This window comes from Massilia sp. ST3, from assembly GCF_018119405.1.
In the GTDB taxonomy this organism is placed as follows: Bacteria; Pseudomonadota; Gammaproteobacteria; order Burkholderiales; family Burkholderiaceae_D; genus Telluria.
The window spans coordinates 1-23,964 of sequence record NZ_JAGPWC010000037.1; the positions used below are offsets into that span (position 1 = coordinate 1).

A 23,964-nucleotide genomic window follows, 5' to 3' on the forward strand; every position below is an offset into this window, starting at 1 on the left:
GGCATCGGCAATCCGGGCCGCTTCTTCGCCATGCTGCGCGGCCATGGGCTGGACTTCGCCGAGCTGCCACTGCCCGACCACCACGACTTCCTCGACCGCCCCTTCGACGGCCTCGACGCCGATGTCATCCTGATCACGGAGAAGGATGCAGTAAAATGTCGGCAACTTGATAACCTGAAGGACGACCCGCGGCTGTGGGTCGTGCCGGTGACGGCGCAGCTCGATGCTGCGCTGGCCGAACAAATCGTGGAGAAATGTCGTGGACGCTCGACTGCTTGATATCCTGGTCTGCCCGCTGTGCAAGGGCCCGCTCGAATACGATAAGAAGGCGCAGGAACTGACCTGCCGCCCCGACCGCCTGGCTTACCCGATCCGCGACGGCATTCCCATCATGTGGGCCGACCAGGCCCGCCGGATTGAACCCACCTGAGCGGCGCGCCATGGGCTTCACCGTCATCATCCCGGCGCGCCTGGCCTCGACCCGCCTGCCGAACAAGCCGCTGGCCGACCTCGGCGGCAAGCCGATGGTGGTGCGCGTGGCCGAGCGCGCGCGCGAATCCGGCGCCACCCGCATCATCGTCGCCACCGACCACGAGGACATCGCCGCCGCCTGCGCGGCCCACGGCGTGCATGCGGTCCTGACCCGCGCCGACCATCCGTCCGGCACCGACCGCATCGCCGAAGTGGCGCAGGTGCTCGGCCTGCCCGACGATGAAGTGGTGGTCAACCTGCAGGGCGACGAGCCGCTGATCGACCCCAGCCTGCTGGCCGACTGCGCCGCGCGCATCCAGCCGGGCGTGCCGATGGCCACCTGCGCCCACCCGATCGACCGGGCCGACGACGCCTTCAACCCGAACGTGGTGAAGGTGGTGCTCGACAAGCAGGGCAGGGCGCTGTACTTCTCGCGCGCCACGATTCCCTGGCACCGCGACGCCTTCGCCCAGTCGCGCGACGGGCTGCCGGCCGGCTACACGCCGCTGCGCCACATCGGCCTTTATGCCTACAGCAACGCCTTCCTTCAGGCCTATCCCAAACTGGAGAGTTCGCCGCTCGAGCACATCGAGGCGCTGGAGCAGTTGCGCGTGCTGTGGCACGGCTATCCGATCGCGGTGCACGTGACCGCCAGCGCCCCGCACGCGGGTGTCGACACGCCTGAAGACCTGGCGCGCGTACGCCAGCATTTCGCGTCTTGATCCAGCCCGCAGAACGCCCTCGCGGCGTCTGCGCTGCGTCAACTTTTGTTGCCGGCGGAAGCTCCCCAAGGTGGCGTTAAGGCTGACTTTTGTGGTAACTTTCGTGTCAAGCTAGTCAGATATGCATCAAAGGCGGCATCAAAGGCGGCACCAAGCGCCATCGCTCGCCACCCACAAAATTCCAATCCATCCTTCGAACTCTAGGAAACACATGCGTCTCATTCTGTTAGGAGCACCCGGCGCCGGCAAAGGCACCCAGGCCAACTTCATCAAGGAGAAGTTCAACATCCCGCAAATCTCGACCGGCGACATGCTGCGCGCCGCGATCAAGGCGGGCACCGAACTGGGCCTGGCTGCCAAGAAGGTGATGGACGCGGGCCAGCTGGTCTCGGACGACATCATCATCGGCCTGGTCAAGGAGCGCCTGAAGGAAGCGGATTGCGCCAACGGCTACCTGTTCGACGGCTTCCCGCGCACCATCGCGCAGGCCGACGCCATGAAGGACAGCGGCGTGAACATCGACTACGTGCTGGAAATCGACGTGCCGGACGAGATGATCGTCGAGCGCATGTCGGGCCGCCGCTCGCACCCGGGCTCGGGCCGCGTCTACCACGTCAAGTTCAACCCGCCGAAGACCGAGGGCATCGACGACGTCAGCGGCGAGCCGCTGGTCCAGCGCGACGACGACAAGGAAGAAACCGTCAAGAAGCGCCTCGAGGTCTACCACAACCAGACCGAAGTGCTGCTGGGCTACTACAACAAGTGGGCGCAATCGGGCCTGCCGGGCGCGCCGAAGTACCGCAAGATCTCGGGCGTCGGCCCGGTCGAGCAGGTGCGCGAAGCGGCGTTTGCGGCGCTGGCGGAATAAGCGCGTTCGCATGACAACGGAAGCGGCCCTGCGGGGCCGCTTTTTGTTTGTAGGGTTGGCGGCTTTGCCGCCCACGCGTCGATTGTTGGCGGGTGCAGGTCGTAGCGGATGATGTGGTGCTGATCGACGAACTTGGCCGGAACAATGCCGGTGGCATTGTTCCGGCTTTCGCCGGAACGACGTACATGGGGTGCGGATTGGCGGAACCGGACGTGGCGCTCAACGCCCGCCTAACGCTGCCTCGATCGCCGCCGTCAACGACGCGCGGTCCGAATCCCCGTGATACCTGCGGCCGTTGAAGAAGAAGGTCGGCGTCCCCGTCGCCCCCACCCGCGCCGCATCGTCCGCATGCGCACGCACCTTGTCCCGGTAACGACGGCTCTCGAGCTCCTGCCGGAACCGACCCACATCCAGCCCCAGCGTCTGCGCCAGCAGCGGCAGGTTGGCGGCGTTCAGCTGCTTCTGGTGCTCGAACAGCGCGTCATGCATGCCCCAGAACTGCCCCTGCGCCGCCGCTGCCTCCGCCGCTTCCGCGGCCAGCCCGGCCAGCGGATGCAGGTGCTCCAGCGGCAGGTGCCGGTACACCAGCGCCAGGCGTGCACCGTGGCGTTCCTGCAGCGCCGCCAGGGTCGGCCGCGCGCGCCCGCAATAGGGACACTGGAAGTCGCCGTATTCGATCACCACCAGCTCCGCGTCGCGCGCCCCGCGCACATGGTCGTCTGCCGCCGCACCAATCGCCTGCTCGCCCATCGCCGCTCCCCGCGGCATGTCGCCGCGCAATCATGTGAGAATGTGTTTCGTGTGCGCCATGCCCGCCGGCGCAGGCCGATAATGGGTTCACGGTCATCAAGCCCACGAGGTGAACCATGAACCCATTTAGCCACATCCTGGCGCTGCTCGTCGCACTCTCGGCGGCAGGCGCCGTCCAGGCCCAGGCCACGGCCGCGCCGCCCAAGCCCCAGGAAAAAGCGCGCGAAGCCGGGCCGGTCTACGGCCCGGTACTGCACCCGCAAGCCGCGCAGGCCAGCCCGGCGGCCCCGGCGCCCGCCGCCGACGCCAGCCCGCAGGCCCAGGAAGAGCGCGCCGCCCCCGCCCAGCAGGCCCAGCAGCGCCAGGACGAGCCCGACCCCTCGGCCCGTCCCGCTCCCCAGCCGCCCCAGCCTGAGCCGGGCCAGAAGGCTCAGCCGCCGAAGAAGGATCCCAAGGCCAAGCCCGCGCCGCGCCGGGCCGGCGCCCAGCAGCGCATCGAGCCGACCCAGCGTATCGCCGCGCCCTCGGCCCAGCCCTACGGCCGCGTGACCGCGCCGCCCAGCGCCGCGCCCACGCCCACCGCGCCCAGCGGCGTGCAGATCGGCACCTGCCAGGGCAATGTCTGCACCGACAGCAGCGGCACGTCCTACGCGACCGGCGTCGGTAATGCCGCCGTCAACAGCGGCGGCCGGCTGTGCACGCGCAACGGAACCACGATGCAATGCTTTTGATGAAACATGGTTTTTTCCGGCAAAAGTTCGCTACAATGCCGCTGCTTGACGTTTACGTAAAGGTCAATCAAGTACCGACCTGGCGTCCATGCAGCGTCATATGAACTTCTACAAGGGAAAACCATGCAAATTCAGAACAATGTGTTCATCGTCACCGGTGGCGCGTCGGGCTTGGGAGCGGCCACTGCGCGCATGATCACGGAAGCCGGCGGCAAGGTCGTCATCGCCGACGTGCAGGCCGAAGCGGGCGCCGCCCTGGCGGCCGAACTCGGTGGCCAGTTCGTCAAGTGCGACGTCACTTCGGAAGCCGACGGCCTGGCCGTGGTCGCCGCGGCGACCGCGATGGGCACGCTGCGCGGCCTGGTCAACTGCGCGGGCGTCGCCCCGGCGGTCAAGACCGTGGGCAAGGATGGCCCGCACCCGCTGGACGCCTTCCAGCGCGCGGTGAACATCAACCTGGTGGGTACCTTCAACATGGCGCGCCTGGCCGCCGATGCGATGGGCAAGACCGAGGCGGGCGAATACGGCGAGCGCGGCATCATCATCAACACCGCCTCGGTCGCGGCCTTCGACGGCCAGATCGGCCAGGCCGCCTACGGCTCGTCCAAGGCCGCCGTTGCCGGCATGACCCTGCCGATGGCGCGCGACCTGGCGCGCAGCGGCATCCGCGTGATGACCATCGCCCCGGGCATCTTCGAGACCCCGATGCTGATGGGCATGCCGCAGGAAGTGCGCGACTCGCTGGGCAAGATGGTCCCGTTCCCGCCGCGCCTCGGCATGCCGAAGGAATACGCGCACCTGGCCAAGGCCATCATCGAAAACGTGATGCTCAACGGCGAAACGATCCGCCTGGACGGCGCGATCCGCATGCAGCCGAAATAAGCTCTTGTACTGAAAGCAACCCGCAGATGCTGTAGGATGCGGGGAAATGCGGGCGCGTCTCATGGTGTGTTCCATGCTGCGCGCCCGCCTTGCTTTTGGAGAGCCGATTTGAACCGATTCAAGCTTCTTGCCCTCGGCCTGGCGCTCGCCAGTGCCTTCCAGTTCCCCGTCCACGCCCAGGACACCCGCCAGGCCGCGCCCGAAGCGGCAACCGGCTACCGCGACAAGGCCGGCTGGCCCGCCAGGAAATACATGGTGGCGGCGGCCAATCCGCTGGCGGTCGATGCCGGCTACCAGATCCTCAGGAAGGGCGGCAGCGCCATCGACGCCGCCATCGCCACCCAGCTGGTCCTGACCCTGGTCGAGCCGCAATCCTCGGGCATCGGCGGCGGCGCCTTCCTGGTGCACTACGACGGCAAGCAGACCCAGGCCTTCGACGGCCGCGAAACCGCCCCCGCCAAGGCCGACGAGCGCCTGTTCCAGCGCCCCGACGGCAAGCCGCTCTCGCGCGTCGAGGGCATCGTCGGCGGACGCTCGGTGGGCGCGCCGGGCGTGCTGCGCATGCTGGAGCTGGCGCACCGCCAGCATGGCAAGCTGCCCTGGAAGACGCTGTTCGAGCCGGCCATCCGCATGGCGGAGCAGGGCTTCGCGGTCAGCCAGCGCCTGAACGCGCTGCTCGGCCACGACGCCCACCTGCGCAAGGACCCGGCGGCGGCGGCCTATTTCTACGATGCGGACGGCAAGCCCTGGCCGGTCGGCCACGTGCTGAAGAACCCGCAGCTGGCCAGGACCCTGCGCGAGATCGCCGAGGGCGGGGCGGACGTGTTCTACACCGGCCGCATCGCGCGCGAGATCGCCGCCAAGGTGGCCGCCCACCCGACCAACCCGGGCCTGCTGACGGCCGCCGACATCGCCAACTACCGGCCGAAGGTCCGTACCCCGGTCTGCAGCGATTACCGCGTATATACCGTGTGCGGCATGCCGCCCCCGTCCTCCGGCGGCATCGCCGTGGCCCAGATGCTGGGCATGTTCGAGACCATGGACATGAAATCGCTCGCACCAAGCGACGGCGTGCCGGGCCCGCAGGCCGTGCACGTGTTCTCGGAAGTGGGCCGCCTGGCCTACGCCGACCGCAACCGCTACGCCGCCGACACCGATTTCGTGCCGCTGCCGGGCCGCGGCGTGGCGAGCCTGATCGACAAGTCCTACCTGGCCAGGCGCGCCGCGCTGGTGGGCCAGCGCTCGATGGGCGAGGCGCCGGCCGGCACCCCGCCGGGTCTGGAAGCAGCCTGGCGCTGGGGCAAGGACAACGCCATCGAGACCCCGTCCACCTCGCACGTGTCGGTGGTCGACGGCTACGGCATGGGCCTGGCCATGACCACCACCATCGAGGACGCCTTCGGCTCGCGCCAGATGGTCGGCGGCTTCATCCTCAACAACCAGCTCACCGATTTCTCCTTCGATTCGGTTGATGCCAACGGCCCGGTGGCCAACCGCGTCGAGGCCGGCAAGCGTCCCCGCAGCGCGATGTCGCCGACCGTGGTGTTCGACAAGAAGACCGGCAAGCTGGTGCTGGCGGTCGGCTCGCCCGGCGGCCCGGCCATCATCAACTACGTGGCCAAGGTACTGGTCGGCACCCTCGACTGGGGCCTCAACGTGCAGCAGGCGATCTCGCTGCCGAACTTTGGCAGCCGCAACGGGCCGACCGAGCTGGAAGCAGGGCGCTTCCCGCTGTCCACGGTCGAGGCGCTGCAGGCGCGCGGCCACCGGGTGCGCCAGGGCGAGCAGACCTCGGGCCTGCACGGCATCCAGCGCATGGACATCCATGGGGTGCCGCTGTGGTTCGGTGGTGCGGATCCGCGACGCGAGGGCGTGGCAAAAGGTGATTAATGGTTAAGTAAACAGGACTTATTTCCCTAAAGCTAGTCCAGGTTTGCTAAGCTTGCACAGTGGATAGTAAAGAAAAAACCGGGCTGATCCTGACTGGAGGCGGCGCCCGGGCTGCCTACCAGGCGGGCGTGCTGCATGCGGTGCAGCAGATCCTGGTGGATGCCGGCCGCAGCGCACCCCAAACCCCGTTCGACATCATTTGCGGCACCTCGGCCGGCGCGCTCAACGCGACCGCCCTGGCGTGCCGCGCCGACGATTTCGCGAGCGGGGTGCGCGGCCTGCTGGCGGTGTGGGAAGACGTGGCCGCGCACCAGGTCTACCGGGCCGACTCGCTGGCCGTGCTGCGCTCGGGCGCGCGCTGGCTCTCGCTGCTGTCCTTCGGCTGGCTGCTGCGCAAGTGGCATGCCTCACCGCCCCAGTCCCTGCTCGACAACACGCCCCTGGCCGGCCTGCTGCACCATGCGCTAGACCTGCCGCGCCTGGACGCGGCCCTCGCCGACGGGGTGCTGCACGCGCTGGCGATCACCGCCTCGTCCTACAGCAGCGGCCACCACCTGACCTTCTACCAGAGCGCCGCGCCGATCGAGCCCTGGGTGCGCCACCAGCGCATGGCGCTGGCGACCCAGATCGGGGTCGAGCACCTGCTGGCCTCAAGCGCGATCCCCTTCATCTTCCCGGCCGTGCCCCTGTACCTGGCCGGCCGCCGCGAGTATTGCGGCGACGGCTCGATGCGCCAGCTGGCGCCGATCGCGCCCGCCATCCACCTGGGCGCCACCCGCGTGCTGGTGATCGGCGCCGGCCGCATGACCGAGCCGGCGCGCGACGACGTCAACAGCGGCGGCTATCCCAGCCTGGCCCAGGTGGCCGGCCATGCGCTGTCCTCGATCTTCCTCGACAGCCTGGCGGTGGACGTCGAGCGCCTGCAGCGCGTCAACCACACCCTCGGCCGCATTCCGCAGGACGTCCGCGCCGGGATGGCGCTCAGGCCGGTCAAGCTCCTGGTGATCGCGCCCAGCGAGCGCCTGGACGATATCGCCGCGCGCCACGTGCTCAGCCTGCCGCCGCCGGTGCGCACCCTGCTGGGCGGGATCGGCGCGCTCGAGTCGCGCGGTTCCGCGCTCGCCTCCTACCTGCTGTTCGAGGCCAGCTACACGCGCGAACTGATCCGCCTGGGCGAGCGCGACACGCTGGCGCGCCGCCAGGACGTCCTGTCCTTCTTCGCATCATGACGGCCTTCCTGCGCCTGCTCCTCCTGGCCCTGGTGATGGCCATGGCGCCCCTGGCGACGGCGGCGCCCGAGCCCACCCTGCGCTTCGACCACCTGTCGGTGCAGCACGGGCTGCCCCAGGAGTCGGTGCTGTCAATCGCCCAGGACCGCGACGGCTTCATGTGGTTCGGCACCCAGTCCGGCGTCTCGCGCTTCGACGGCTACCGCTTCATCACCTACCGCAACGAGCTGGGCAACCCGAAGAGCCTGGCCAACAACTGGGTGCGCGCGCTGCACGTCGACCGCCACGGCCAGCTGTGGCTGGGCACCGACGGCGGCCTGAACCGCTTCGACCCGGCCACGCGCAGCTTCACCCTGTTCCTGCCGAACGAGACCTCGCGGCGCGGCAACGGCAACCGCCACATCAAGACCATGATCAGCGACGGCCGCGACGGCCTGTGGATCGGCACCGGCGACGGCCTCCAGCACTTCGACATGGTGAGCAAGCGCTTCACCAGCTGGCACCGCGAACCCGGCGAACCTGGCACCCTGAGCGACGACGGCATCAATGCGCTGGCGCTGGACGCCGGCGGGCGCCTGTGGATCGGCACCGCGGCGGGCCTGGACAGCTTCGGTCCGGCGCGCCGCCGTTTCGACCACCATCCCGCCGGGCTGGCCAGGCGCGATACCCCGGTGCACGCGCTCCTGGTGGACGATGGGCAGCGCCTGTGGGTAGGGCGCTTCGGCGGCCTCGAACGCCACGCCCTGGAAGGCGCGGAGCGCGGCCGTGTGCGCCGCTACCGCACGCAGGACGGCATGGGTCCGTACTGGATCACCGCCCTCTACCAGGACCAGGACGGCACCCTGTGGGCCGGCTCGCACGACGACGGCCTGTACCGCTGGCGCGTGGGCGGCGACCGCTTCGACGCCTACCGCAACACCGTCACCGACCGCCGCAGCCTGGCCGACAACTACGTCTCCGCCCTGTACCGCGACAGCGTCGGCACCTTCTGGGTCGGCACCTGGTACAGCGGAGTGTCGCGCGCGGACCTGGACAGCGGCGGCTTCGCCCGCATCGTCGCCCGTCCCGGCGCGCCCGACTCGCTGGCCGACAGCAAGGTGCGCGTGCTGCTGGAAGAGGGCAACCGCCTGTGGGCCGGCAGCACGACCGGCCTGAGCCTGCTCGACCCGGCCACCGGCAAGGCCGTCGTGTACCGCCACGATCCGGCCAACCCGAACAGCCTGATCGACACGCCGGCGACCGCGCTGGCGCGCGACCGCGACGGCGTACTGTGGATCGGCAGCCGCAGCGGCATGACCGGCTTCGATCCGCGCAGCGGGCGCTTCCGCCGCAAGCAGCTGCCGGGCGACGCCGAAGCGAACAACGTGCGCGGCATGCTGGCCGCGCGCGACGGCTATGTGTGGATCACCTCGCTCGGCGGCCTGCACCGCTTCGACCCCGTGACCCAGGAAGTGGTCAGCTACCGCCACGACGCGGCCCGCATGGCCAGCCTGGCCGACGACATCACCCGTCCGCTGCTGGAGGATTCGCGTGGCCGCTTCTGGGTCGGCACCTTCGACGGCCTCGACCTGCTCGACCGCAAGAGTGGACGCTTCCGCCACTTCCGCCACGACCCCTACGAGAAGAACACGCTCAGCAACGACGAGATCCACTACCTGATGGAAGACAGCCGCGGCGACGTCTGGGTCGGCACCGCGGGCGGTTTGAACCGCATGATCACGGCGGCCGACGGCTCGGTGCGTTTCGTGCGCTACACCACCCGCGACGGCCTGGTGGACGACGCCGTCGCCGCCATGCTGGAAGACGCCGACGGGCGCATCTGGGTCTCGACCTCGAGCGGCCTGTCCTGCTTCGACCCGAAGTCCGGGCGCTGGCGCAGCTACACCTCGGCCGACGGCATCACCGACGGCGCCTTCTTCGACGCCTCGGCCCTGCGCGCTTCGGACGGCACCCTGTACTACGGCGGCTTCAACGGCATCACCGCCTTCGATCCGCGCGCCATCCGCGACAACCACACCGCGCCGCGCGCCGTGATCACCGGCCTGCAGGTGTTCAACCGTCCGATCGAGCAGGCCATGCCGGGCGTCCTGAGCGGACCGGTGGAGCATGCCGACCAGATCACTTTGCCGGTCGACGCGGCGGTGCTGACCCTGGAATTCGCGGCCCTGCACTTCGCAGCGCCGGAGCGTAACCGCTTCGCCTACCGGCTCGACGGCTTCGACCAGGGCTGGGTCCAGACCGGCGCCGACAAGCGCTTCGCCACCTACACCAACCTGGAGCCGGGCACCTATGTGTTCCGGGTACGCGCCGCCAACAAGGACGGGGTCTGGAGCGAGGATGTGGCGGCGCTGGCGATCACGATCGAGCCGCCGCCCTGGGGCACGCCCTGGTTCCGCATCGGCGCGGCGGCGCTGTTCTGCACTGTGGTCTACGTCGCCCTGCGCATGCGCCTGGCCGGCCTGCGCCACCAGAAGGAGCGCCTGGAGCGCCAGGTGGGGGCGCGCACCGAGCAGGTCGAGCACCAGAACCGCGTGCTGGAACGCCAGACCCAGGAGCTGCGCGAGCAGGAGCGGCGCGTGCGCGCCCAGACCAACGAACTGCAGAACGCCTACCGCGCGCTGCAGGAGAACGAGGAATTCCTGCGCCAGGCCAAGCAGCGCGCCGAGGACGCGACGCGCCAGAAATCCGAGTTCCTGGCCAACATGAGCCACGAGATGCGCACCCCGCTGGCCGGCGTGATCGGCATGCTCGGCTTCGCGCTGCGCGACGGCGCCATCAAGGAGGCCACGCGCGACCAGATCCTGCGCGGCCAGGCCAATGCCCAGGCCCTGCTGGCGATCATCAACGACCTGCTCGACTTCTCCAAGATCGAGGCCGGCAAGCTGAGTATCGAGAGCATCGACTTCGACCTGCACACGGCCATCACCAACGTGGCCAGCCTGTTCCAGGAACAGGCGGCGGCGCACAGCCTGGACTTCTCGGTGACCCTGGGCGAGGACCTGCCGCGCTTCGTGGTGGGCGACCCGACGCGCCTGCGCCAGGTGCTGGTCAACCTGGTCGGGAACGCCTTCAAGTTCACCCGCTCGGGCGGGGTGCGGGTCGAGGTCGAGCGCCGTCCCGATGACCAGCCCAAGGACGACGTGGCGGCGGAGGGCGAGCGCGGCCACATGATCCGCTTCACGGTGCGCGATACCGGCATCGGCATCCCGGCCGCGGCGCTGCCGCGCCTGTTCCAGAAATTCGAGCAGGCCGACACCACCACCACCCGCCGCTACGGCGGCACCGGCCTGGGACTGGCGATCTGCCGCCAGCTGGTGGAGCTGATGGGCGGCACCATCGGCGTCAACAGCACCGAGGGCAAGGGCAGCGTGTTCAGCGTGCTGCTGCCGCTGCGCGATGGCGTCGAGCCGCCCCAGGCCGAGCTGCTGGCGCGCGCGCCGCACAGCCACCGCCTGCGCATCCTGTGCGCCGAGGACTTCCCGACCAACCAGATCATCGCGCGCCTGATGATCGAGGAGATGGGCCACCAGGTCGACGTGGTCGCCAACGGCGCCGAGGCGGTCCAGGCCTGCTCGCGCACGCGCTACGACCTGGTCCTGATGGACGGCCGCATGCCCGAGATGGACGGCGCCACGGCGACCCGCCTGATCCGCGCCGGCGGCACCATGGAAGCGCCGGTCATCGACCAGCACGTGATGATCGTGGCGCTCACCGCCAACGCCACCGGCGAGGACCGCGCGCGCTACCTGGCCTGCGGCATGGACGCCTTCCTGACCAAGCCGATCGACGAAGAGGCGCTGCACTACCAGATCGGGCGCGCGATCGAGCGCCAGCAGCAGCGCGGCGTGACGCTGTCGCCGATGCCCGCGGGCGCCGTGGTGCGCGATGCCGCTGCTCCGGTGAATGCGCCGGTCGCGGCGCTGGCCGAGCTGGATGCGATGTTCGGCGTGACCGCGCCCGACGCCGCCCCGGCCCCGGCCGCCACCAACCCGGGCCGGCGCGCCAACGATCTCGCGCTTCGCCTGCGCGCGGCCTTCGCGGCCGACCTGCCGCGCCGGCGCGCCGAACTCGACGCCGCGGTGCAGGGCGGCGACTTCGATACCGCCGGGCGCGTGCTGCACGGCCTGCGCGGCAGCGCCAGCCACCTGGGCGAGGGCGCCATCGAGCAGCTGTGCGCGGAACTGGAGGCCGCGGCGGACGCCAGGGACGGCGCCCGCCTGCGCGCCGGCCTGGCGCACCTGGCCGTCCTGCTGGCCGCGGCCGCAGCCGCGACCGGACCAGGAACCGGAACCCGGCATTCCTGACGGCGTGGCTATAATGCTCGCTCTTGAGCCGAGGGAGAGGGAATGAAGGTGCTGGTGGTCGACGACGACGTCGTCTCGCGCATGATGCTGATGCACCTGGTGGACAGCTGCGGCAGCCACGAGATCTGCGAGGCCGAGGACGGCGAGGACGCCTGGCGCCAGCTGGAAGAAGGCCTGGCCCCCGCCATCGTCTTCTGCGACCTGCGCATGCCGCGCCTGTCCGGCCTGGAACTGCTGGCGCGCCTGCGCGCCGATCCCGGCCACGCCGGGCGGCGCTTCGTGCTGGTCTCGGCCTCCGCAGACGCGGCCACCATGGCCGAAGCGGACAGCCTGGGCGCCGACGGCTACATCGTCAAGCCCTTCCGCGCCGAGGACGTGCGCGCCCAGTTCGAGCGCCTGGCGGGCGGGCCGGCCGCGGCGGGCATGGAGCCGCCGGGGGAGGTGGCGCGCCGCCTCGGCATCGACGGCGCGCGCCTGCAGCTCTACCTGGACGGCCTGCGGCGCCAGCTGGACGCCGCCGGGCCCGAACTGGCGGCCCTGCTGGCCGCCGGCGACGCCGACACCGTGTTCGGGCGCCTCAAGCGCCTGCGCGAAGGCTGCGCCACCCTCGGCCTGCACGCGGCGGCGGATGCGTTGGCCGAACTCGAACGCATGGACGAGGGAACGCTCGACGCCGGCCGCCTGGGCCAGGCGCTGGGAAAGGCCGGGGCGGCCGTGTTGCGCCAGGCCGAGCGGACGCGCAACGCATAAGCCGCGCCTCGTCTAGACAAATCCGCTTGCTGATGGGTTACTTTAGATTTAAAGTACTTGCGGAGTGCCTGGTCAATCACAGAGGGCTGACATGAACGATGCCGCATCCGCAGGAATAGCAGCAACTGCAGCAGTCTCTTCCCCGGAACTGAGCCGTTCCGGCTATGCCGACGGCTTCGCCCGCGCCAACCTGCCGCCGCGCGAACTCTGGCCCGATTTCCTGTTCGACCTTCCCGAACTGCGCTACCCGGAGCGCCTCAATTGCGTGGCCGAGCTGCTGGACAAGAGCGTGCAGCGCGGCTGGGGCGAGCGCACCGCGCTGACCGGCGCGCGCGAGACCCTGAGCTACGCGGCGCTGCTGGCGCGGGTCGACCGCATCGCCCACGTGCTGCGCCAGGACCTGGGTCTGCCCACCGGCAGCCGCGTGCTGCTGCGCGGCGCCAATTGCCCGATGATGGCGGCCTGCATCCTGGCCGTGATCAAGGCCGGCTGCATCGCCGTTCCCACCATGCCGCTGCTGCGCGCCAGGGAGCTCGGCGCCATCGCCGCCAAGGCGCGCGTGAACGCCGTGCTGTGCGCGGCCTCGCTGTGCGGCGAGGTCGAGGCGATGGAACTGGGTGGCGCGCCGCTGGTCTGCTTCGACAGCGAACAGCCCGATGGACTGGAAGCGCGCATGGCGCGGCACGACGCGCCCTTCGAGGCCTGCGACAGCGCGGCCGACGACGTCTGCCTGATCAGCTTTACCTCGGGCACCACCGGCGTCCCCAAGGGCACCATGCACTTCCACCGCGACGTGCTGGCGATCTGCGACTGCTTCCCGCGCCATACCCTGGGCGCGACGATGAACGACGTGTTCATCGGCACGCCGCCGCTGGCCTTTACCTTCGGCCTGGGCGGCCTGCTGCTGTTCCCGCTGCGCGTGGGCGCGCGCGCCGTCCTGATCGAGAAGCTGACCCCCGAAACCCTGCTGGCCGCGATCGAGCAGCACCGCGCCACCGTGTGCTTCACCGCGCCCACCTTCTACCGCCAGATGGCGGCGCTGGCGGCGCAGTTCGACCTGTCCAGCCTGAGCCGCACGGTGTCGGCCGGCGAGGCGCTGCCGGTGGCCACGCGCGAGGCCTGGCAGGCCGCGACCGGCCTGGCCATGATCGACGGCATCGGCGCCACCGAGATGCTGCACATCTTCATCTCGGCCGCCGGCGAGGCCATCCGCGCCGGCGCCACCGGCAAGCCGGTGCCTGGCTATGTCGCCTGCATCCTCGACGAGGCGGGCAGGCAGGTGGGGCCGGGCGTGATCGGACGGCTGGCCGTGAAGGGACCGACCGGCTGCCGCTACCTGGACGACCCGCGCCAGCGCGATTACGTGCGCGACGGCTGGAACCTGACCGGCGACGCCTACGAGATGGATGCCGACGGCTATTTCCACTACCGCTCGCGCCTGGACGACATGATCATCTCGGCCGGCTACAACATCGCCGGGGCCGAGGTCGAGGAAGCGCTGCTGCGCCATCCGGCGGTGGCTGAATGCGGCGTGGTCGGGCGCGCGGACCCTGAACGCGGCCAGGTGGTCGAGGCCCATGTGGTGCTGCGGCCCGGCCATGCGGCCTCGAACGAGCTGGTGCAGGCGCTGCAGGAGTTCGTCAAGCAGCAGATCGCGCCCTACAAATATCCGCGCGCTGTGCGGTTTCGCGAACAGTTGCCGCGCACCGAAACCGGTAAGCTGCAACGGTTCAAACTACGCGCCGAGTCGGCTTGAGGAGCAGCATGCAGGATTTTGACGGGCGGGAAGGCCGGGATGGAGCGGATGAGCCGGAGAGCCTCGACCTGGAGAGCCGGCTGACCCAGGAGCATCACCAGTCGCTGCGGCTGTGGCTGCGCATGCTCTCGTGCACCTTGCGCATCGAGAACGAGATCCGCAGCCGCCTGCGCGCCAGTTTCGACATCACCTTGCCGCGCTTCGACCTGATGGCCCAGCTGGAACGCCATCCGGACGGCTTGCGCATGGGCGAGCTGTCCAAGCGCATGATGGTCACCGGCGGCAATATCACCGGCATCACCGACCAGCTCGAGCGCGAACAGCTGGTGGTGCGCGTGCCCGACACCAAGGACCGCCGCGCCTTCGCCGTCAAGCTCACCCCCGCCGGCCGCCGCGCCTTCGACGAAATGGCGGCGGTGCACGAGCGCTGGATCGACGAGCTGCTGGCCGACATCCCCGCCGAGGACAAGGACAGCCTGATCGCCCTGCTGTCGACCATGAAGCGCCGCCTGCGTATCGGCGACAGCCGCTGAACCTTCGCCTCCATCGCCGTAGGGTTGGCGGCTCCGCCGCCGACGCGTTCAACCGAGGCTCCCGTAGGGTGGACGGCTCTGCCGTCCACGCGGTGATAGGCAAAGCCAGCATTCGCGCGCACGATCCGGCGAACATTGCGACGAGCAATGCGAAACCGCCTCGCTGTTAGCGCCCACAATCAACAGTTCCGCAATCGTGCGACCCACCTATACAGGCAGCGGATAATTAACAGCCAGACTCGACAGGAGGCGCACCATGCTGATCCAGCCCGACGTGCCACCGGAATTCCGCACCTGCGGCCGCTGCCGGCGCACCCAGGGTCCTGGCTTCCAGCTCAGTTTCGCCTACCAGCCCATCGTCGACGTCGCGAGCCGCAGCGTCTATGCCTACGAAGCCCTGGTCCGCGGGCCGAAAGGGGAGAGCGCCTGGTCCGTCCTGTCCCGGGTCAACGAAGAAAACCGCTACGAATTCGACCAGGCCTGCCGCATCCAGGCCATCCGCACCGCGGCCGAGCTCGGCATCCACGAGCGCCTGTCGATCAACTTCCTGCCGAATGCCGTCTACCACCCGGCCACCTGCATCCAGCACACCTTCAACGCCGCGCGCGAAGTCGGCTACCCGCTCGAGAACCTGATCTTCGAAGTCCCGGAAGGCCAGCGCGTGCCGGACCGCCCGCACCTGGTGCATATCTTCCGCGAATACCGCCGCTACGGCTTCGGCACCGCCATCGACGACTTCGGCGCCGGCTTCGCGGGCCTGGAGCTGCTGTCGGAATTCCAGCCGAACTTCCTCAAGCTTGGCATGGGCCTGGTGCGCGGCATCGACCGCAACCCGGCGCGCCAGGCGATCGTGCACGGCGTGCTGACCATGTGCGCCGAATTGGGTGTGCAGGTGCTGGCGGAGGGCGTGGAGACGCGCGAGGAACGCGACTGGCTGGCGGCGGCGGGTGTCGGCCTGATGCAGGGCTACCTGTTTGGCAAGCCGCGCCTGCGCAGGGTCGAGGACGTCGAGCAGGCGGCCTGGCATTGAACGGACCGGGGCCGGAAATGCCGGTCAGTACCGTTGCAAAACGTTAACCAGCGAGGCGATCGGTATTTATTCGCTTTCTACCGGAATTGTTTGTCACTAGAATAACGGCATTCTGTTCGGGCGCCGCATGACAAAAAATATTCCCTACCTCGACGGTTGGCGAGGACTCGCCATCGTTTGCCTGTTGATCGGGCACTTTTTCCCGGTACCGGCCATCAATCTAGGCGTCGTCGGGGTCGCGTTGTTCTTCGTCCTCTCCGGTTTGCTGATGGCGCGCGTCCTGTTCGTGCAGCGGACCGATTTCGGCACCTTCTACCGGCGCCGCATCGCGCGCGTGTTTCCCTCGGTCGCGGTCTACCTGGCTGTGATGACCGCGATCTGGAGCTTGTCCGGGCAAGGCTTTTCGGAAGTCGAACTGCTTGCCGCGATGAGCTTCACGAACAACTATATCGGCGTCGAGCTGGGCGCCATGCCGTTTGGCCACATCTGGTCCCTGAGCGTCGAAGAACATTCCTACGTGATCCTTTCGCTGGCCGCCTACTGGTGCCGCGCGCGCGGGCATCGGGGCCTGTCCGCCCTGGCCATCATCCTGACGGTCATCCTCGCCGCCATCGCGATCTACTCCTTCGTGCCGGCCACGCACAATTCGCGCTTCTCCCTGCGCACCGAGGTGGCGTCCTTCGGCATCTTCGCCTCCGGCTTCGTGTTCCTGGCGCTGGCCGGCAAACCCGTCCGCTGGAACACCGCGTGGATCGCACCGGCCGCGCTGCTGGTCGGCGTCGCCGCCCACTGGTGGAGCGTGCCAACCGGCCTACGCATCATCGTGGGATGGGGCGCGTTCGCCCTGGCGGTGAATTTCATGGCGGCGGCGCCGCGCTGGTTCATCGCCCTGTTCGAATCGTCCTGGCTGCGCCAGCTGGGCGTCTATTCGTTCTCGCTCTACCTGTGGCAGCAGCCGTTCTATTTGCTGTCGCGGCATAGCGGGCTGCCGCCGGTGCTGGGACTCGCTGGCTCCTTGCTGGTGGGCTGGGCTGCCTTCCATTTAGTCGAAAACCCGGCGCGCGTCTACCTGAACAAGCGGTGGGGAGCACGGCCTCGGCCCGTGCTCGACAGCGAAGCCGAGTCGGAGTGCGTGCGTTCCTAGGGTGTCGATGGGCGAGTAGGGACAGGAAGCCACAGGAGTGGTTCCTCCGACAGGGATCGACGAAGCTCCGGAATTGCGCATGAGCGCCGGGTCAGGGCTGGGCATCGCCGCTCAGGTACCAACAACAGTACCAACAGTTTCAGCACGTGGCTGAGATGTTCCGATCTGTTGTTGATTGTTCGTTTGACTACGAGCGGCACCAGGCCTTAAGTGAAGCTCAAGCATGAGATTGTTCAGCATCAAGGATGTCGCCGTTTCAGGTACATATCATTAATTTTTGGAATGTGCCAGAAACAGATATCACAGGTGAACGCTCTGCTGAGGAAGTTCTAATGAACCTTAAGGATCTGCTCACGGGGGCGGCCGGCTTGACGGAGGCGAATCGCCCCATTCGTCTACGACTATTCCGAGAGAAGGATGTGCTCGACGACGCCGTGCTGGTCAAGCGAGTCACAGGCAGCGAAGCCTTGTGCGGCGGACTGGAATACCGGCTTCTGTGCGTATCGGGGCGCGCAGACCTCCCTTTGAAGGAGCTCATCGCCTTACCCGTTGAGCTGCAGTTCGTAACGGATTGCGGCAACATGCGCGCGGTGCGCGGCATCGTCGCGCAAGCGGCTGCCGGCCAGAGCGATGGTGGCCTGGCGACCTATGAACTGGTGCTCCGCGATGCACTGGCACTGATGGAGCAGCGTACCAGTACGCGGATCTTCCGCAACATGAACGAACTGGACATTACTCAGGTCATTGTGGACGAGTGGCGCCGGAACAATCCGGTGCTGGCCAGGGCATTCGACATGGACTGGTCGCATGTGAAAGGCAGCTTCCCGGCTCGTGAATTCAACATGCAGCACAATGAGTCCGACGCCGACTTCTTGCGCCGCTTGTGGAAACGACGCGGCATCGCGTGGTTCATGCGCGCAGGGCTTGCCAGCGCATCGCAGGGCAAGGATATGCCGGCACACACCTTGGTGCTTTTCAATGACGGACTCACGCTGCCGCAAAATGCCGCAGGCGTGGTGCGCTACCACAGGGATGACGGTACCGAGCAAAGCGATACCATCTTCGCGTGGAGTCCGGTACGCAAGCTCGTCCCAGGCAATCTCAACCGTCTCAGCTGGGACTACCTGAAGGGCCGGCCGATGACAGCCAATTCGCCGTCATGTATCGACCAGGGCGCGACCGGTAACCGTTTTGCACTCGGTCTCGATGACTACCTGATCGACGTGCCGCATGCCGGGGAGGACGGCGAAGATTACCGTAAGCTTGGCGAACTGCGCATGAAGCGCCATGAGTACGAATCCAAGTGCTTTCATGGCGAAGGAAGTGTGCGCGCGCTCTGTATCGGGGAATGGTTCGCCTTAAGTGGCCACCCGGATATCGACACCCACTCGCCGCAGGAACGGGAATTTGTCATCACGCGCCTGGAGGTCGATGCGGAGAACAACCTGCCGAAGACGTTCGACGATCGGATCCAGCGCCTGTTTGCGCTCAACCGGTGGCATGAAGCCCATGTCTACAGCGGTCTGCGCCAGGCCAGCGCTGAACGCGGCATGCGCTACACGAACCGCTTTGCCTGCGTTCGCCGCAGCATTCCGATCGTGCCGGCATTCGATCCGCGTACCGATCTGCCGCGTCCGCAGCTGCAAAGTGCAATCGTCGTCGGCCCGCCTGGTGAAGAAGTGCATTGCGACGAACACGGGCGGGTCAAGGTACGCTTTCCCGGCACCAGGGCCGAAGACCATGAGCACGCGCAAGGCGCCGGTGCCAGCGGCAGCGACCGGGACTCCGCCTGGATACGGGTCGCCAGCACCTGGGCCAGCAATCAGTGGGGAACGATCACGCTGCCGCGCGTCGGTGACGAGGTGCTGGTTGACTTCCTCGGTGGCGATCCGGATAAGCCGATCATCGTCGGCCAAGTTTATGGGCGCATGGCGCCGCCGCCTGCGTTCACTCATGCCGGAGCGCTGCCCGGAAACAGATATGTGGCCGGCATCAAGAGCAAGGAGGTTGGTGGCAACCGCTACAACCAGTTGCGGCTGGATGACACGTCTGGCCAGATCAATGCACAGCTGGCGTCCCAGCACGGTCACAGCGAGTTGAACCTGGGGTGGCTGACTCACCCGCGCAAGGACGGCAAGGGCGAAGCGCGCGGCGAAGGCGCTGAGCTGCGCAGCGACCATGCCGTCGCGCTCCGGGGCGCGCAAGGCGTCTTGATCAGCGCCGCTGCGCGCCAGAATGCAAGCGGAAAACAACTGGATCGAAGCGAGCTTCTTGACCTGGCCGAGGCCTTGCAGGGGCTGCAGAAGCAACTGGCTGAACTGGCGTCGACGCATCACGCGGACAGTACCGACGACAGGGAACTCGAACAACTGGTCGGCTACCTGAAGCAGTGGGAAGGCGGCAGCAATACTGACAAGGACGGCGCCGGCGGCCAGCCCGTGGTGGCGTTGTCCGCGCCGGCCGGCGTCGCCATGGCCAGCCAGGACAACGTTGCGATTGGCGCCCAGACGCATATCGATGTGCTCAGCATCGGCAATACCCAGCTGTCGGTTGGCAGGAAACTGCTGGCGCGCGTGTCGGAAAGCATCAGCCTGTTTGCACACCGACTCGGTATCAAGCTGATTGCCGCCAGCGGCAAGCTCGAATTGCAGACGCACGGCGACGATATCGAGCTCACTTCCTCCAAACGCATCGTCCTGACTGCCACCGACGAGATCGTGCTGCAGGCGCCCAAGGTCCGCATCGTGGCGCAGGGGGCGCAGGTGGATATCGGCGGCGGCGCCATCACTCAGCAGAGCAGCGGCGACCACACCATCAAATCCTCGAAATTCGCCCATGTTGGGCCGGGAGGAGGCAGCCCGGCCGCCGTGACCTTGCCGAAGAGCGAAGCGCAGCACGACCAGCAGACCGTGTTGCGCTGGATTGGGACCGATGAGCCAATGAAGAACCAGCGCTATCGCATCACCACCGAAGACGGCCGCAGCTTCGAGGGACGAACAGATGCGAACGGGCTGACCGAGCGTTTCAGCAGCGCCATTTCGTTTGGACGCTACAGCATCGAGGCGCTGGACGACTGAGACATCATAGGGAGCATGTGATGACGACTGCCGAACATCCTTTGCCCGCGCAACATCATGCCGGCGCGGCCCGCAAAGCCGAAGGGTTTGCAACACCGAAACAGGACAAGAAGCCGCAGTGTGCGCGGATGCTGCCGAAGCGGGTATTGCCCGTTATTTTTCTGCCGGGCATCATGGGGTCGAACTTGCGGATGAGTGCGGAGCGGCAGAAAGAGTTGAAGCAGGAGGACAATATCGCATGGCGGCCCGACGCGCTTGGGGCGTCGAACATCAGCAAGAACGCGAACAGCCCGCCACGTGAACGGCAACTGCGGCTGGATCCGCTGCACACCACGGTCGATATCTACGATCCTTCCGGGCCGTCTGACGTCACGGGCGATGGACGGCATGGCAATGTCACCTTGGGGGAGAACTTCCATTCTCCCCTGCTGACGAGCGACCCGGCGACCATGCCCAACGGGCGTACCGCGGTCGAAAAGGCGCGGGCGCGCGGCTGGGGCGAAGTATTCTTCAAGAGTTATGGCGTTTTGCTGCAGCACCTGGAATCTCGCCTGAACAACACGTTTGCCAACGGCAAACTGCGGCCGGAGTGGCGCGACGTCGTTGGCGTTGATCCACAGGTATGGAGCGCGGACCCGAAGCTACCCCAGCAAGCCGTCACCGAGCAGGATCTCAAGAAGGCGGTCACCGGCTGCTGGTTTCCTGTGTACGCGTTCGGCTATAACTGGCTGCAATCGAACGGTGACAGCGCGCAAATTGTCGCCGAGCGAATTAATCAGGTTATCAATGATCTGAACGGATCCGGCTATGAATGCAACCAGGTGATTGTCGTGACCCATTCCATGGGCGGACTGGTCGGCCGGGCGCTGGTTCATCCCAAGATTGGTAACCTTCAGGACAAGGTGCTGGGCATTGTCCATGGCGTCATGCCGGCTATCGGGGCCCCGGCCGCCTACAAGCGCATGCGGGCGGGATTCGAGGACCCCGGGTTGATGCACGCCAGTCTCAGCCTTATCGAAGCTGGCGTTGTTGCGAAGGTGCTTGGCAATTTTGGCGATGAGGTGACCGCAGTGCTGGCGAATGCGCCCGGCGGGTTGGAATTGCTGCCAACCGAATCCTACGGTAATGGTTGGCTGCGTGTGCGGCACAATGGGCGCGACCTGGAGTCGTGGCCGAAACAGGGAGACCCCTACAATGAAATCTACAAGGTGAGCGGGAAATGGTTCGCACTGTTCCGGGAAAACTGGATCAATCCTTCCAACTATCCTGAGAAGAAGGGCGGGGGTACATTCAAACGGACATGTGAATATCTCGACATGGTCCAAGGTTTTCATCGACAGATCTCCGGCACTTATCACCCCAGCAGTTATGCGCACTACGGTGCCGATCCTCGGCGTCAGAGCTTTGGTGAAGTTGTCTGGGAAATCGACAAGAACTGTGCCGATCCTAGCGGATGGCAGGACTGGCCCATTATCAGCGATACCAAACAAGGCAAGCTCGAACTGGTCCGTTGGGATGTGAACTGTCGTGGCAAGACATTTGCAAAAAGCCCTCCCGTTTCCAGTCCAAATCTCAGCAAGGCTTTTGCTACACCGATTTCAAACCCCAATAGCAATAAATCAATTCACGCGACGATTCTGCCAGCAAGCGCACCTGGCGATCAGACGGTGCCTATGGCCTCAGCCGACCATCAACTTCAAAGCGGCATGTTTAGGGGAATTTTCCGTCAAACTGGTTATGAACATCAGTCCAGTTATAAGGACCCCCTGGCCATCGCTTCAGCCTTGTACAGCATCGTGCGCATCGCCCAGCAAGCAAGCTGGAAATGCTGAAAGGATTATTCATGCATGTAACCGCTTTCAAGCGCATGTACTTTGTCGCTCTTATAACCACGCTGGTGCTGATTACAGCCTGTGGCCGTCATCCCAGCCAATGGAAGACCCCAAACATGACCACACTCACGCCCCGTCTGCAACCGATGTTCGAGAAAACCAAGCCGGTCTGCTTTGGCCGCTTTATCGTCGATGTGCCGGCATCGGCCACCGTCGCATGGGGCGGTACCGATGTTCCGCTAGGCGTGACCATTTACCGTGACGGTGTGGATGAGGTAAAGGCCTTGGCGCAGAAGTTCATCAACGAACTCAACAGCAAAAAGGCTATCAACCATGATGATGTCCCATTGCTGTTATCAGTAGAAGAGATGATCGAGCCTGAAGGTAAGATCGTGACCGGTTATGAGAGTTTCCAATCCATCAACGGGCTAAAGATTAATGGTTACTTCAAGCTGAACAGCGACGGCGCTATTGTCGATGCACGGCCTTTGCGAGACGATAGGGATGAAACGGTAGCAGACATAAAAAGTATTGTACGCCGCCTACGCCAGCGTTCCGAAAACGAAATCCCCACCGAGCCTGGAAACTGTATCGCACACTTTTTTTTGCCAGATAAGCAGAGTCCGACACAGGATGATCTGATGGAGCACATCCGTATTGGGTTTCGTTTGAAAGAGTTCCCCGACGCCCATTTCTCAATTTATGTAGCACCATCGAATCCACACGACCCCGAGGGCGACTCACTCCAGACCCAGTGGAAGCGGATCAAGGAAGACCCAGCCACGCTTGAGGAGAAGGCAGCGCTCGCCAAAATTGAATTCCTCCGCGAAAGCCCGCGCCAGATACATGATTGGACAACCGGCTACGAGGTCCTCGTGCGTAATCCCGACGAAGAACACGTCCATTCTTATCACGATTTCCAGGCTAAATTCACGGGCGTTCCCCATGACCAATTCCGACCGTACGCCGACATCCAGTTCCAAACCGGCGTCGGCGGCAACGCAGCCGGCTCCGCGAAGGCCAGCCTGACCGACGAAGAAGCCATCGCAGTCTGGGACAAAATCACCAGCACCATCCGCGTGCGCCCGACCAGCGCCAAGCCCATGCAATCCGCCGGCACCGGCCCGCGCCTGCCGCTGGGCGAGCTCGCCGCAACCGGGCGCATCTGCCCGCAGACTGGTTGGTGGGAGCACGATGCGCCGGGGCCAGCGGGTGACAGCCGCCGTCAACACATCCGGGCCGGCGACCATATGCCGCATGCGGTCGCGACTGGTGAGCCGTCGATCTGGCAAAAACTCAAGGGGGAACGGCCTTCCTACCGAACGGCGACGGTCTGGAAGCTGGTGAGCTACGACGATGCGCCTTCTCGTGTAGACGGGGTGGCGCAGTCAAGCTCAATCGCGCAAATCTCTCTCCCTGATGATCTTTCAAACGACGCTACCGATACCAGGCACGAAGGTGGCCGTGGCGAAGGGGCCGCGCCCAATAAGAAAGGCTGAGCGATGCCGAATGTGATTCGATTAGGCGACGCAACGTCTCATGGCGGCAAGGTCGAAAGTGCGAGCGCCACGTATTTCACGGTCGACGGAATAGCGGTCGCCTGCGTCGGTGACGCATGCAGTTGCCCCATCAAGGGACACGACAAATGCACGATTGCCGAAGGCGATCCGAGTCACATTATCAATGGCGTTGCCGTTGCCTACGATGGGCACAAGACGACTTGTGGCGCAAGCCTGATTGCGTCGATCGGAAACTTTAGCGGGCAATAGGCCGTCGTTCTGATATCCCAGGCGGTTGTGCTGAAGCATATCGGGGGTTTAGGTGGTCCCTCCGACTGGAATCGAACCAGTATCCCACGCTTAGGAGGCATGTGCACTATCCATTGTGCTACGGAGAGGACGCTAGCACCGCCATGAAGCCGAGGCGGGCGCAGTGGCAGGGCAGGGCCTGCAGTCCGGCGGGCGGGCCCCGCGAACGGGCCGGTACCGTGAACCG

General features: G+C 66.3%; 19 protein-coding genes and 1 tRNA gene. 18 read left to right on the top strand and 2 right to left on the bottom strand.

Going from position 1 to position 23,964, the window contains the following annotated elements:
* The 4 genes from KBW98_RS14000 to adk form a co-directional block, all read left to right on the top strand.
* Nucleotides 1–279: tetraacyldisaccharide 4'-kinase (locus KBW98_RS14000; protein ID WP_211520763.1), on the top strand; the 279-nt coding region annotated here is incomplete at its 5' end.
* Nucleotides 260–430 carry a Trm112 family protein gene (locus KBW98_RS14005; RefSeq protein ID WP_211520764.1) on the top strand — a complete coding sequence of 57 codons (171 nt, stop codon included), beginning with the start codon at nt 260–262 and terminating at the stop codon, nt 428–430. The genes KBW98_RS14000 and KBW98_RS14005, both read left to right, overlap by 20 nt.
* A 10-nt stretch (nt 431–440) precedes the next feature.
* On the top strand, nt 441–1,193 hold the full coding sequence (gene kdsB, locus KBW98_RS14010; protein ID WP_211520796.1) for a 3-deoxy-manno-octulosonate cytidylyltransferase: 753 nt from the start codon (nt 441–443) through the stop codon (nt 1,191–1,193).
* 211 nt (nt 1,194–1,404) lie between these two features.
* Entirely contained in the window at nt 1,405–2,061 is a 657-nt protein-coding gene (gene adk, locus KBW98_RS14015) for an adenylate kinase (RefSeq protein ID WP_211520765.1), read from the top strand.
* Between the two features lie 219 nt (nt 2,062–2,280).
* Here the strand turns inward: adk and KBW98_RS14020 are convergent, their stop codons facing one another.
* Complete coding sequence (locus tag KBW98_RS14020; RefSeq protein ID WP_211520766.1) at nt 2,281–2,811, bottom strand: DsbA family protein; 531 nt, start codon at nt 2,809–2,811, stop codon at nt 2,281–2,283.
* A 116-nt stretch (nt 2,812–2,927) separates the two neighbouring features.
* Between KBW98_RS14020 and KBW98_RS14025 the strand changes: the two genes are divergently transcribed.
* From KBW98_RS14025 to KBW98_RS14090, 14 genes are all read left to right on the top strand, one after another.
* A complete protein-coding gene (locus KBW98_RS14025; RefSeq protein WP_211520767.1) occupies nt 2,928–3,542 on the top strand; it encodes a hypothetical protein in 615 nt (204 codons plus the stop codon).
* A 123-nt stretch (nt 3,543–3,665) separates the two neighbouring features.
* Nucleotides 3,666–4,424, top strand: coding sequence for a 3-hydroxyacyl-CoA dehydrogenase (locus tag KBW98_RS14030; RefSeq protein ID WP_211520768.1), 759 nt, complete (start codon nt 3,666–3,668; stop codon nt 4,422–4,424).
* Nucleotides 4,425–4,532: 108 nt separating this feature from the next.
* Nucleotides 4,533–6,314, top strand: a complete 1,782-nt coding sequence (gene ggt, locus KBW98_RS14035) for a gamma-glutamyltransferase (protein WP_229429186.1) — start codon at nt 4,533–4,535, stop codon at nt 6,312–6,314.
* Nucleotides 6,315–6,373: 59 nt separating this feature from the next.
* The gene (locus KBW98_RS14040) at nt 6,374–7,543 is read left to right on the top strand and encodes a patatin-like phospholipase family protein (RefSeq protein WP_211520770.1); all 1,170 of its coding nucleotides are present in this window, start codon (nt 6,374–6,376) and stop codon (nt 7,541–7,543) included.
* Nucleotides 7,540–11,847 carry a two-component regulator propeller domain-containing protein gene (locus tag KBW98_RS14045; protein ID WP_229429187.1) on the top strand — a complete coding sequence of 1,436 codons (4,308 nt, stop codon included), beginning with the start codon at nt 7,540–7,542 and terminating at the stop codon, nt 11,845–11,847. The genes KBW98_RS14040 and KBW98_RS14045 overlap by 4 nt, the downstream gene beginning before the upstream one ends.
* 42 nt (nt 11,848–11,889) lie before the next feature.
* Nucleotides 11,890–12,597: a response regulator gene (locus KBW98_RS14050; protein ID WP_211520771.1), complete on the top strand. Its 708-nt coding sequence runs from the start codon at nt 11,890–11,892 to the stop codon at nt 12,595–12,597.
* A gap of 91 nt (nt 12,598–12,688) precedes the next feature.
* Nucleotides 12,689–14,353, top strand: coding sequence for an AMP-binding protein (locus KBW98_RS14055; RefSeq protein WP_211520772.1), 1,665 nt, complete (start codon nt 12,689–12,691; stop codon nt 14,351–14,353).
* Between the two features lie 8 nt (nt 14,354–14,361).
* Entirely contained in the window at nt 14,362–14,886 is a 525-nt protein-coding gene (locus KBW98_RS14060; protein ID WP_211520773.1) for a MarR family winged helix-turn-helix transcriptional regulator, read from the top strand.
* A 256-nt stretch (nt 14,887–15,142) separates the two neighbouring features.
* The gene (locus KBW98_RS14065; RefSeq protein ID WP_211520774.1) at nt 15,143–15,916 is read left to right on the top strand and encodes an EAL domain-containing protein; all 774 of its coding nucleotides are present in this window, start codon (nt 15,143–15,145) and stop codon (nt 15,914–15,916) included.
* A 127-nt stretch (nt 15,917–16,043) separates the two neighbouring features.
* Complete coding sequence (locus tag KBW98_RS14070; protein ID WP_211520775.1) at nt 16,044–17,060, top strand: acyltransferase; 1,017 nt, start codon at nt 16,044–16,046, stop codon at nt 17,058–17,060.
* Between the two features lie 332 nt (nt 17,061–17,392).
* Complete coding sequence (locus KBW98_RS14075) at nt 17,393–20,137, top strand: type VI secretion system Vgr family protein (protein WP_211520776.1); 2,745 nt, start codon at nt 17,393–17,395, stop codon at nt 20,135–20,137.
* 20 nt (nt 20,138–20,157) lie between these two features.
* Nucleotides 20,158–21,969 carry a triacylglycerol lipase gene (locus KBW98_RS14080; RefSeq protein ID WP_211520777.1) on the top strand — a complete coding sequence of 604 codons (1,812 nt, stop codon included), beginning with the start codon at nt 20,158–20,160 and terminating at the stop codon, nt 21,967–21,969.
* Between the two features lie 11 nt (nt 21,970–21,980).
* Complete coding sequence (locus KBW98_RS14085; protein WP_211520778.1) at nt 21,981–23,468, top strand: T6SS immunity protein Tli4 family protein; 1,488 nt, start codon at nt 21,981–21,983, stop codon at nt 23,466–23,468.
* 3 nt (nt 23,469–23,471) lie between these two features.
* A complete protein-coding gene (locus KBW98_RS14090) occupies nt 23,472–23,738 on the top strand; it encodes a PAAR domain-containing protein (RefSeq protein ID WP_211520779.1) in 267 nt (88 codons plus the stop codon).
* Between the two features lie 53 nt (nt 23,739–23,791).
* On the opposite strand, the gene KBW98_RS14095 is transcribed toward KBW98_RS14090, so the two are convergent.
* Nucleotides 23,792–23,866 (bottom strand) — tRNA-Arg (locus KBW98_RS14095).
* Nucleotides 23,867–23,964: the final 98 nt, after the last annotated feature.